The organism is Marinovum sp., from assembly GCF_034669705.1.
In the GTDB taxonomy this organism is placed as follows: domain Bacteria; phylum Pseudomonadota; class Alphaproteobacteria; order Rhodobacterales; family Rhodobacteraceae; genus Marinovum.
Genome location: NZ_JAXMOR010000024.1, coordinates 58,802 through 69,612 on the forward strand (window position 1 = coordinate 58,802; position 10,811 = coordinate 69,612).

The 10,811-nt window shown below is 66.4% G+C and carries 10 protein-coding genes; 6 read left to right on the forward strand and 4 right to left on the reverse strand.

Annotated elements, in window-relative coordinates; all coding sequences use genetic code 11:
* Positions 1-57 precede the first annotated feature (57 nt).
* On the reverse strand, positions 58-1,104 hold the full coding sequence (locus tag VOI27_RS16160; RefSeq protein WP_323766398.1) for a Hint domain-containing protein: 1,047 nt from the start codon (positions 1,102-1,104) through the stop codon (positions 58-60).
* Between the two features lie 148 nt (positions 1,105-1,252).
* On the opposite strand from VOI27_RS16160, the gene VOI27_RS16165 reads away from it, so the two are divergent.
* On the forward strand, positions 1,253-1,966 hold the full coding sequence (locus VOI27_RS16165) for a hypothetical protein (protein WP_323766399.1): 714 nt from the start codon (positions 1,253-1,255) through the stop codon (positions 1,964-1,966).
* Positions 1,967-1,969: 3 nt separating this feature from the next.
* On the opposite strand, the gene VOI27_RS16170 is transcribed toward VOI27_RS16165, so the two are convergent.
* A complete protein-coding gene (locus VOI27_RS16170) occupies positions 1,970-2,176 on the reverse strand; it encodes a SlyX family protein (RefSeq protein ID WP_323766400.1) in 207 nt (68 codons plus the stop codon).
* 117 nt (positions 2,177-2,293) lie between these two features.
* On the opposite strand from VOI27_RS16170, the gene hisS reads away from it, so the two are divergent.
* Genes hisS through hisG form a run of 3 tightly spaced genes read left to right on the forward strand, consistent with a single transcriptional unit; the run spans position 2,294 to position 5,564 of the window.
* Positions 2,294-3,766, forward strand: a complete 1,473-nt coding sequence (gene hisS, locus VOI27_RS16175; protein WP_323766401.1) for a histidine--tRNA ligase — start codon at positions 2,294-2,296, stop codon at positions 3,764-3,766.
* Entirely contained in the window at positions 3,766-4,866 is a 1,101-nt protein-coding gene (locus VOI27_RS16180) for an ATP phosphoribosyltransferase regulatory subunit (RefSeq protein ID WP_323766402.1), read from the forward strand. Before hisS ends, VOI27_RS16180 begins: the two co-directional genes overlap by 1 nt.
* The gene (gene hisG / locus VOI27_RS16185) at positions 4,866-5,564 is read left to right on the forward strand and encodes an ATP phosphoribosyltransferase (protein WP_323766403.1); all 699 of its coding nucleotides are present in this window, start codon (positions 4,866-4,868) and stop codon (positions 5,562-5,564) included. Before VOI27_RS16180 ends, hisG begins: the two co-directional genes overlap by 1 nt.
* A gap of 122 nt (positions 5,565-5,686) precedes the next feature.
* On the opposite strand, the gene VOI27_RS16190 is transcribed toward hisG, so the two are convergent.
* Complete coding sequence (locus tag VOI27_RS16190; protein ID WP_323766404.1) at positions 5,687-6,118, reverse strand: DUF1489 domain-containing protein; 432 nt, start codon at positions 6,116-6,118, stop codon at positions 5,687-5,689.
* Between the two features lie 119 nt (positions 6,119-6,237).
* Between VOI27_RS16190 and VOI27_RS16195 the strand changes: the two genes are divergently transcribed.
* A complete protein-coding gene (locus VOI27_RS16195; protein WP_323766405.1) occupies positions 6,238-8,529 on the forward strand; it encodes an adenosylcobalamin-dependent ribonucleoside-diphosphate reductase in 2,292 nt (763 codons plus the stop codon).
* Positions 8,530-8,923: 394 nt separating this feature from the next.
* Here VOI27_RS16195 and VOI27_RS16200 read toward each other — a convergent pair whose 3' ends face one another.
* Positions 8,924-9,835, reverse strand: coding sequence for a LysR substrate-binding domain-containing protein (locus VOI27_RS16200; RefSeq protein ID WP_323766406.1), 912 nt, complete (start codon positions 9,833-9,835; stop codon positions 8,924-8,926).
* A gap of 112 nt (positions 9,836-9,947) precedes the next feature.
* On the opposite strand from VOI27_RS16200, the gene VOI27_RS16205 reads away from it, so the two are divergent.
* Positions 9,948-10,484 (forward strand): DUF6647 family protein, encoded by a 537-nt coding sequence (locus VOI27_RS16205; protein ID WP_323766407.1) that lies wholly within the window; start codon positions 9,948-9,950, stop codon positions 10,482-10,484.
* Positions 10,485-10,811 lie beyond the last annotated feature (327 nt).

Below are 10,811 nucleotides of genomic sequence, written 5' to 3' on the forward strand. Positions count from 1 at the left end.
AATAACATCACATCCGTCAGCCCGACAAAACGGCCGCCGCGACGGACCGGTCTCGGATCACGCGGCGTGGTGCCTGAGAACCGCGTATTCGCTCGCCGTCAGGTTGCGCCGGGCATAGGCGCCATAGGCCAGCGGATCGTGCTCCACCTCCGGCATGCCGGTGATCAGCCGGGCGCGGTCGTGCGCATCCAGCGTCGAAAGCTGGGCGCTGGCGGGGTGGAAGCTCTCGGTTTCCAGTCCGTTGGCCCAGAGGATCTCGTGGCGCGGCAGCAGCAGGTGCACATAGGTGACCTCGCGCAGGGTGTAATCGGTCTGGGCGCAGGGCGTGCCGGCCAGGTCGCGGGCGGCCACGAGGACCTCGGGCGTATTGAACAGCGCCTCGATCTCGGCGCCGCGCAGCAGCATCCGGTGCTGCGGCGACACCAGAAAGCTGGTCTCGGGCTTGTCGCGGCCGAAGGCGCCGGCAAAGATCCGCACCGGACGCAGGGTCGGCATGGCATGCAGCCGCGCGCCCGACATTCGCCGGGCACCGGTCCAGAGAACCTCTTGCGGGCCGTTGTCGCGGGTCAGCACCTTGCAGCCGTCGCGCAGATCCTCGACCGGGCGGGGGCCGTCGGGGGTGTCGATCAGCGTGCCGGGGGTAAAGCAGATCACGCCGGGATCGTCGGCCTCGGCGCGCAGATGCTGCGCCACGTCGAGATGGACCACCCAGAGCGAGACTTTGCGCGGCGGCATTTCGCCCACGAACATCAGCAGACGCTCGCGGCCGGCCGGGATCATGGTGATCGGGTAGCTCTTTACGCCGTCGGTGACGATGAAGCTGGTGTCGGCGCTTGCCGTGTCGACGGGGCGCACGGACCGCTGCCCGGTCAGCGCCGCCCCCACCAGTTTGCGCACCTTGTGCGCCGCGCGTCTGCGCAGCGCCTCGTCGCCGTCTGCTCCGTCAAGCCGCAGGACATCGCTCGGGCCGTCGACGCACAGCGCCTCGCCCTGCCAGCTCCAGCCGGCACCGACCCTCAGAGAGGAGAGCGATGCCGCGGCGAAGCCGTCTATATCCGTCTGCGACCAGGAGATGACAAACGTGCCGCGATAGCCCGCTTTCATGCCTGATCCTGCCTCGTGTTCTTATATTGTTGACCGACCTATACCAGAGTTGTCCCGGCCTGGGAATGCGCCGGCTGTGAGCAGGAACCGGCCGTTGCAATCCTGCCGAGACTGGACGGCGAGGCGCGCTCTGGGATAAGCCCGCGGGATGGGAAACGCTGTCACTCTCCGGGCGCTGGTCGCCGGTGCCGTCCTGGTCTGGCTTGCCGGGTGCGGTGATCCGCTCTCCGGCGTCGGCCGGCTGTCAGAGCTCGATCTGGCCGATGAGACGCCGGTGGCGGTGATGGCCGACCCCTCGCGCGCCGAGGAGCCGGTGGCGCGGCCGGGGCTGCTCGGCCGCATGCTGGGCGGTGGCGGCAGTGCCAAGGCGCCGCCTTCGGTGCCCGCCGGCACGCTGCTGTCCTTCGGGCTGGTCAAGCCGGTCTGCGACCTGCCGCGCGACAAGCGCGGTGCGGAGATCGCCGCCTTCCCCGAGCGTCGTGCCGCCTACAGGCTCTATGACAGCGCGCCGGGCAAGACCGCGCCGCATCCGTTTTATGTCACCGGCTTCGACGATGGCTGCGCCCGGACCTTCACCGCCGCGGTGGCGATGTTCGGCGCGCCCGAGATGCACGAGATGCTGCGCTATGGTCTGCCGGCCGAGGTGCATCCCTATTCCGCCACCGACAGCGCCTATGAGCAGATCAAGTCGCGGGTCTGCCGCGTCGCCCGGGGCGCGCCCTGCGGCGACCGGGTCGGCAAGCTCGAGAAGGACACCGTCTTTGTCAGCGCCTACGAGCAGTTCGGCGACAACGCGCGCTGGCTCGAGATGCTGCTGCATGGTGGCACGCTGGTCGAGACCGACGTCAAGAGCGGCGGCTGAGGCCTAGTAATGCGGCGGCCGCTCGTCGCCGATCACCACGCCGCCGGGCTGTTCCGACTGGCGCTCGGCCTCGCGGTGCATCAGCCGGTCGACCTGCTGGCGCAGACGGGTGATCTCGCCGTCCTGGCGGGCGATCACGTCTGACATGTCATCCATCATGCGGATCAGGTGGGCGAGGCGTTCTTCGACGCTGAGCAGGGGATCGGTCATGACCGGCGTTATAGCGCATTGGCGGGCGGTGTCGCGCTGAAATGCGGGGGCGGGGCGCTTGCCCCTTGGCGGCCTTCCGGCTACACGGACGCGCGAGAAGAGAACCCGGAGCCTGTCATGGCCAAGCAGAAGAAACAGCCCCGCCCCAAGGCGATCACCCCCAAGGGATTTCGCGATTACTTCGGGCATGAGGTCACCGAGCGGGCCGAGATGCTCCAGACCATCGCCGGGGTCTATCATCGCTATGGCTTCGATGCGCTGGAATCTTCGGCGGTCGAGACGGTCGAGGCGCTGGGCAAGTTCCTGCCCGATGTCGACCGCCCGAACGAGGGGGTCTTTGCCTGGCAGGAGGAGGACGAGAGCTGGCTGGCGCTGCGGTATGACCTGACAGCGCCTTTGGCGCGGGTCTATGCGCAGTATCGCAATGACCTGCCGACGCCTTACCGGCGCTATGCCATGGGCCCGGTCTGGCGCAACGAAAAGCCCGGTCCGGGGCGGTTCCGGCAGTTCTATCAATGCGATGCCGATACCGTCGGCGCGCCTTCGGTGGCGGCGGATGCCGAGATCTGCGCCATGCTGTCGGATACGCTGGAAGCGGTGGGGATTGCCCGCGGTGATTACGTGGTGCGGGTCAACAATCGCAAGGTGCTGAACGGGGTGCTTGAGGCGATGGGCGTGGCCGACGAAGGCCAGCAGGCCGCGGTGCTGCGCACCATCGACAAGTTTGACAAGGTCGGCGAGGCCGGGGTGCGCGAGCTCTTGGGCAAGGGCCGGCTGGACGCCTCTGGCGCCTATATCGACGGGGTTGGGCTTTCCGAGACGCAGGCCGAGCCGGTGATTGCCTTTCTGACCTCCAAGGGCGCCGATGCCGAGGCGACACTCGCCAACCTGCGCGCCGCCATCGGCGAGAGCGCCGTGGGGGCCGAGGGCGTGGCAGAGCTGGAGCTGATCGCTGCGCTGCTGGCCGCACAAGGCTATGGCCCCGACCGGATCGAGATCGACCCCTCGGTGGTGCGTGGCCTCGGCTATTACACCGGCCCGGTCTTCGAGGCCGAGCTGACCTTCGAGATCACCGACGAGAAAGGCCGCCCGCGGCAGTTCGGCTCGGTGGCCGGCGGCGGGCGCTATGACGATCTGGTCAAGCGCTTCACCGGGCAGGCGGTGCCTGCGACCGGCGTCTCGATCGGGGTCGACCGGCTGCTGGCGGCGCTGCACGAGAAGGGCCGGGTCCGGACCGCCGAGCGTGGCCCGGTGGTGGTAACGGTGATGGACCGCGAAAGGATGCCGGAATACCAGACCATGGTGGGCGAGCTGCGTCAGGCCGGCATTCGTGCCGAGGTCTATCTTGGCAACCCCAAGAACTTTGGCAACCAGTTGAAATACGCCGACAAGCGGCAAAGCCCGGTGGCGGTGATCGAGGGCAGCGACGAGGCCGCGCGCGGCGTCATCCAGATCAAGGACCTGGTGCTCGGCGCGCAGATCGCCGAGAGCGCGACGCTCGAGGAGTGGAAGGAACGCCCCTCGCAGTTCGAGGTGCCGCGGTCCGAGCTGGTCGCCAAGGTGCGTGAAATTCTCGGGGCGCAGGACTGATGCCCGACAGAGCCGCGATCATCGACGAGGCCCAGCGGCTGCGCGCGGGCTTTGAGGCCTCTGGTGCGCGGGTGGTGCAGACCCCGGTGCTGCAACCGGCCGAAACCCTGCTCGACCTCTATGGCGAGGATATCCGCGGCCGCGCCTATGTCACCGCCGACGCGCTGCGCGGCGAGCAGATGCTGCGGCCGGACTTCACCGTGCCGGTGGTGCAAATGCACATGGACGCGATGCAGAATGGCGCTGCCGAGCCGGCGCGCTATACCTATTCCGGCGCGGTGTTCCGCCGACAGGACGACGACCCTGACCGCGACAGCGAATACCTGCAGGTGGGCTACGAGGTCTTTGACCGCTCCGAGCCGGCGCTGACCGAGGCGGATGTCTTTGCCCGCATCGCCGGCGCGCTGGGCGATCTGCCGCTGCGCGCGGCGACCGGCGATATCGGCCTGCTGAAGGCGGCGGTCGAGGGGCTCGACACCACCGAAGCGCGCAAGGCCGCACTGCGCCGCCACATCTGGCGGCCGCGGCGCTTCCGGGCGCTGCTCGAGCGCTTCGCCGGCCGCGCCCCGGCGCCCGCCGGCCGCAAGGCGCTGCTGGCGCAGGCCGATCCGATGGCGAAGATCCGCCAGCACACCGGGCTGCGCAGCGAGCGCGAGATCGCCACGCGGATCGCGGCACTGCGCGAGGACGCCGAGACGCCGAAACTGTCGGTGGCGCAGGTCGACCTGATCGAGGCGCTGCTGGCGGTGCGCGAGACCCTGCCTAATGCGCTCGAACGGCTGCGCGACATTGCCGTCGACCTGCCTTGGGTGGCGCATGCGGTCGACCGGCTGAAGGCGCGTTGCGAGGCGCTGAACAAGCGCGGGGTGGATGTCGACGGGCTGGAGTTCGAGGGCAGCTATGGCCGCACCTCGATGGAATATTACGACGGCTTCGTCTTTGGCCTCTATGCCGAGTCGCGGCCCGATCTGCCGCCGGTGGCCACTGGCGGACGCTATGACGCGCTGACCGCGGCGCTGGGTGGCGGCCGGTCGATCCCGGCGGTGGGCGGGGTGATCCGCCCCGGACTGGTGTTGCAGCTGCGCACGGGGAGCCGGTGATGACGATCAAGCTGGGCGTGCCGTCCAAGGGGCGGCTGATGGAAAAGACCTTCGACTGGTTCGGCGCGCGCGGCGTGACGCTGCAGCGTACCGGGTCGGAGCGGGAATATTCCGGCGCGGTCTCCGGCGCCGATGGGGTCGAGCTGGTGCTGCTCTCGGCGGGCGAGATCCCGCGCGAGCTGGCGGCGGGGCGGATCCATCTGGGCGTCACCGGCACCGATCTGGTGCAGGACAAGCTGCCGATCTGGGAGCAGCAGGTCGAACCGCTGGCCGAACTGGGCTTTGGCCATGCCGACCTGATCATCGCGGTGCCGGCCTGCTGGGTCGATGTCGAGACGCTGGACGATCTCGATGCGGCGGCGGCGGCGTTTCGTGCCCGCCACGGCTTCCGGCTGCGGATCGCCACCAAGTATCACCGACTGGTGCGCGAGTTCCTGCGCGAGGCCGGCGTGGCCGATTACCAGCTGGTCGACAGCCAGGGCGCGACCGAGGGCACGGTCAAGAACTTGACCGCCGAGGCGATTGCCGACATCACCTCGACCGGCGAGACGCTGCGCGCCAACCACCTGAAGATCCTCTCCGACGGGCTGGTGCTGAAGTCGCAGGCGACGCTGTTCCGCGCCCGCGGCGCGGCGCTGGAACCTGGCGACCGGGCGGCGCTGGAGGCATTGCGCGAGACGCTGGGGCTGGGCGGCTAGGACTATTCAAACGGGGCGGCTCTGCCGCGCAGGTCTGTTTGCGTTCACGCCACGCAGGCGCGGGGGGCGCTGCCCCCAAGACCCCCGGGAATAGTTGCGGCCAGAAGTACTTCGGGGGAGGCTCAGAGCACGCCGATCTCGGCCAGCGCGGCGTTGAGGCTGGCGGGCAGGGGGTCTTCTTTTTGCGCGCGTTTCGACAGGTCGGCCGGGGCGTCCTCGGGTTTGAGGTAGCGCCAGCCCTGAAAGGCGCGGCGCGGCATCGGCGTGGTGCGGATGATCTCGGGGTCGAGCACGATGCCGCAGCGTGTGATACCGTCCTGGCCGGTGACCTCGTCGAGGCGCAGCACCCGCTGGCGGGCGAGGCAGACGCCCTTGAACACCCAGTAGAGCGAGCCGCCGCCCACCAGTTCCTCGGCGCGTTTCGGCCACATCCGGGTGACATGGCGCGGCAGGTTGTCGGGCAGCTGCTTGCGCCGCTGGGTCTGGAACCGGGCCAGATCGTCGGGCGTTTCGGTGCCGACGCAAAGCTTGATCAGGTTGATATGGTCAGTCATGCGAATCCCGCCCCCTGCGGTCCATCTATTGTAGGCCTGCCTCTGTCGGCTTCAAGTTGTTGTGCTGCGCTCTAGTTGCCGGTATCTTGGACACCTTCCAGAAACAAGGGAATCGCCCCATGACCCGCTTTGCCGCCCCGATCGCCGAACAGATCTGGGATATGAAATACCGTTTTAAAGAGGCGGATGGCACGCCGGTCGATCTCTCGGTCGAGGACACCTGGCGGCGCATCGCCCGCGATATTGCCCGCGCCGAGGCTGACCCCGAGGTCTGGGAAGAGCGGTTCTATGCCGCGCTGGAGGATTTCAAGTACCTGCCCGCCGGCCGGATCACCGCCGGCGCCGGCACCGCCCGGACCGTGACCCTGTTCAACTGTTTCGTGATGGGCACCATCCCAGACAGCATGGGCGGCATCTTTGACATGTTGAAGGAGGCCGCGCTGACCATGCAGCAGGGCGGCGGCATCGGCTATGACTTCTCGACCATCCGGCCCAAGGGCGCCGGCGTGGCCGGTGTGGCGGCGGATGCCTCTGGCCCGCTGTCCTTCATGGATGTCTGGGACGCGATGTGCCGGACCATCATGTCGGCCGGCTCGCGCCGCGGCGCGATGATGGCCACCATGCGCTGCGACCACCCGGATATCGAGGAATTCATCGGCGCCAAGCAGGATGCCGCGCGGCTGCGGATGTTCAACATGTCGGTGCTGGTGACCGATGCCTTCATGGAAGCGGTCAAGGCCGACGGCTCCTGGGACCTGCAGTTCGACGGCAAGGTCTATCACACCATCCAGGCGCGTGATCTGTGGAACCGGATCATGAAGGCGACCTATGATTATGCCGAGCCCGGGGTGATCTTCATCGACCGGATCAACGCCGCCAACAACCTGAGCTATGTCGAGCAGATCGCCGCCACCAACCCCTGTGGCGAGCAGCCGCTGCCGCCCTATGGCGCCTGCCTGCTGGGCTCGATCAACCTTGCGCGGCTGGTTACCGATCCCTTCACCGAGGCCGCCCGGATCGACGAGGAGGCGCTTGACGGATTGGTCGCCACCGCGGTGCGGATGATGGACAACGTGGTCGATGTCTCGAAATTCCCGCTCGAAGCCCAGGCGCAGGAGGCCGCGGCCAAGCGGCGGATCGGCCTCGGCGTGACCGGGCTGGCGGATGCGCTGCTGATGAAGGGGCTGCGCTATGGCTCTGACGACGCGGCGGCGCAGACGGAAGCCTGGCTGAAGCGGATCGCGCGGGCGGCCTATCTGGCCTCGGTGGAGCTGGCCAAGGAGAAGGGAGCCTTCGCGCTGTTCGACGCCGAGAAATACCTGGCCAGCGGCACCATGCGCGCCATGGACGAAGACGTGCGCGCCGCGATTGCCGAACACGGCATCCGCAATGCGCTGCTGACCTCGATCGCCCCGACGGGCACGATCTCGCTCTATGCCGGCAACGTATCGTCGGGGATCGAGCCGGTCTTTGCCTATCGCTACACCCGCAAGGTGCTGCAGAAGGATGGCACGCGGACCGAGGAAGAGGTCGTCGATTACGCGGTGCAGATGTGGCGCGAGATGAAGGGCGACGTGGCGCTGCCGGAGTATTTCGTCAACGCCCAGACGCTGGCGCCCTCGGAGCATGTGAAGATGCAGGCGGCGGCGCAGAAATGGGTGGATTCATCGATTTCGAAGACCATCAACTGCCCCGAAGACATCGATTTCGAGGCGTTCAAGGACGTCTATATGCAGGCGTATGAGACCGGTTGCAAAGGCTGCACCACCTATCGGCCGAACGATGTGACAGGGTCGGTGCTGTCGGTGTCGGAGAACTCTGACACCGCGCCGGCGGAGGCCCCGGAGCAGGTCCGGGGCGCGGGCGGGCAGGACGCTGAGGTGGTCTATATGTCCGAGCCTCTGGACCGGCCGCAGGAGTTGGAGGGGTCGACCTACAAGCTGAAATGGCCCGACAGCGAGCATGCCATTTATCTGACGATCAACGATATTGTCCTGGGCGGCCACCGTCGGCCCTTCGAGGTTTTCGTCAATTCCAAGAACATGGAGCATTTCGCCTGGACGGTGGCGCTGACGCGGATGATCTCGGCGGTGTTCCGGCGCGGCGGCGATGTGTCCTTCGTGGTCGAAGAGCTCAAGGCGGTGTTCGATCCGCGCGGCGGCGCCTGGGTGCAGGGCAAGTACATCCCGTCGATCCTGGCGGCGATCGGCGGCGTGATCGAGCGCCACATGATTGCCACCGGGTTCCTCGAGGGCGAGGGGATGGGTTTGAAGACCGATCCCACCGCCAAGGTCGTCGGGCTGGAGAGTGGCAGCCGGGGCAAGGCCTGTCCGTCATGTGGGCAGTTCGAGATGCGGATGGTGGAAGGGTGCATGACCTGCGCGTCTTGCGGGCATAGCAAGTGCGGGTGAGGGGGGGTGATCCTGCGTGTGACTGAATGTGAAGACCAGTAGCAGTTTGCAATTCGACCAGCTTAGAATGTAACTGTAACCACTATAAACCCGCCGTGGCCTTTGGGCGCGGCGGAATTGATCTGGATGAAACTTTAGCTGTGCGTGGCGGCCTGGCGGCGTAAACCCCGTTGGCCAGGCTCTTATCGTGAGCCTGCGGGCGAGCCCCACGGTGTCTCTGAGGAGTTCCCTCGGGCAAAACCCAATTGATAGCATGCACAGCTTGGTTTGAGCGGTGCCCGAAAAAGAAGGGGGTGTCCGCAAACCGTGTTGGTGCGCTATGCGGGACCTTACCGCTGTTCGCTGCAACAGCTAAGTCGACGCTGCACCATCGGAATGATCGCTTCTGACGGGGTCACTCTGCGGCTTGAGGCAGATGCTGTGGCACCACACCCTCGGCCTCGGCTTCCGCGCGCAGCCAGTGTCGGAATGCGGCGATCCGCGCTTCATCCGCGCGGGCGTCGGGGCAGGCGACCCCGTAGATAGACATGGGCAGCGTGGTCACGTCGAAGAGGCGCTGCAATCGGCCTGAAGCGATGGTGCCGCGGACCACAGCGTCGTAGGCGAGCGACACGCCCTGATGCTGCTCGACCATCGTGGTCGAGAGTTCGCAATTGGGATAAGTCGGCCCGGGCGGCAGCTGTGCCCCGACGAGGCCCGCCTCTGCAAACCATTCGGGCCACGCATCGTCCGTCTCGTCGTAGAAGAGGGTAAGACGCAGCAGGTCCTCCGGGCGCCTGATGTTCTCGCGTTCGCGCAATGTTGGCGAGATCACGGGGTAGCGCGCTGAGGCCATCAGCGGCTCCACAAACAGGCCAGGCGAGGGGCAATCGGACCACTGGATCACGACGTCCGCGTCGTTCGTCGCGAAGTCAAGCGAGGGCGCCCCGTTCGAGACCCGCAGCCGGATGTCGCGGGCGAAGTCGAGCTTGGACAAGCGAGGCACCAGCCAACGCGCAGCGAAACCTGGTGTGGATAGGACGCGCAGGATGCGCGGCGCCCCCCGCGCTGCCTCTGTGTCCTCGAGAAAGACGTCGAGCAGGTGGGACAGCTTGCCGGCATAGGTCTCGCCAGTAAGGGTGAGCGCAATCCGGTTTCCCGCGCGTTCGAACAGCTTCGTGTCGAGAAAGCCCTCCAGTGCCTTGATCTGATGGCTGACGGCGGAAGGCGTCAGGCACAGCTCATCTGCCGCGGACTTGACCGACATGTGCCGCGCGGTCGCCTCGAAGGCGCGGACGGCGGCGAAAGGGGGAAGTTTGCGTCCCATCTGTCTGCCTGAATTGGGCTCTCGGGAGCCTGAAAAGCGATCATTCGGTGCCGAGCCGTGACGATTGTATCATCAGGATACCAAATCTCAAAATCAGACATCGGAGTGTCCAATGCCTCGCTCTCTCCTCGCTGTGGCACTCGCCACGGCCATTGTCGCTTTGTTCCCCGCTCCGCCGCGCGCCGAGAATACCACCCTCGCACTTTCCTCTGAGTGGCGCCAAGCAGACACTGTGCACGCACTTGTATCTACACTCGAGGACTGGCTCGATGCGCGGGCGGACTGGCCGCGTCGACAGGGACTCCCGCGCATTCACTTCGTCAGTCAGTGGCAGGCTGCGGCGCGTCAGGGTGCGACGGCAAGCTTCCAGCGCGGTCGCTTGCGGGGGCTCTACGATCCGGACCGGTCCGAGATCCTGTTGGTGCGACCTTGGGACTCGCGCAACGCTGAACATGTCAGTGTGCTGCTGCACGAGCTTGTGCATCATCGGCAAGCACCGCATTACTGGTATTGCCCCGCTCCACAGGAACTACCAGCTTACCGTCTTCAAGAAGCGTGGCTTTCTGAACAGGGATTATCGGCTGAGGTGAACTGGGTGGCCGTGGTGCTCGACGTCGGATGCACGCCGCGGGACATTCATCCAGAGTGAGCGACCGAATGGTGCTGCGGAAAACCTGTGCCGCGCTGCGACGCACGGAAAGTCAATTGCAGCCGGCCTTTTCGCCATTCTATTCAGTTCTCCGGTTACAGAGCACTCGGGACCTACACCACCTGCATCCCCCTCGCGACGTGGTCGTGCGTCCACTTCGCGGTCAGTTTAGGCTCGAAGCAGATCTCTGCGCAACACTTTGGACCTGTCGCGGGATTGTGCCGCTCCAGGTTCTCATTTACGCGGCCTGAGCCTCGAAGGCCAAGGGGCTTTTCCAGCCGAGTGCTGAGTGCCGTCGGCGCGGATTGTAGAAGCCGTTGATGTATT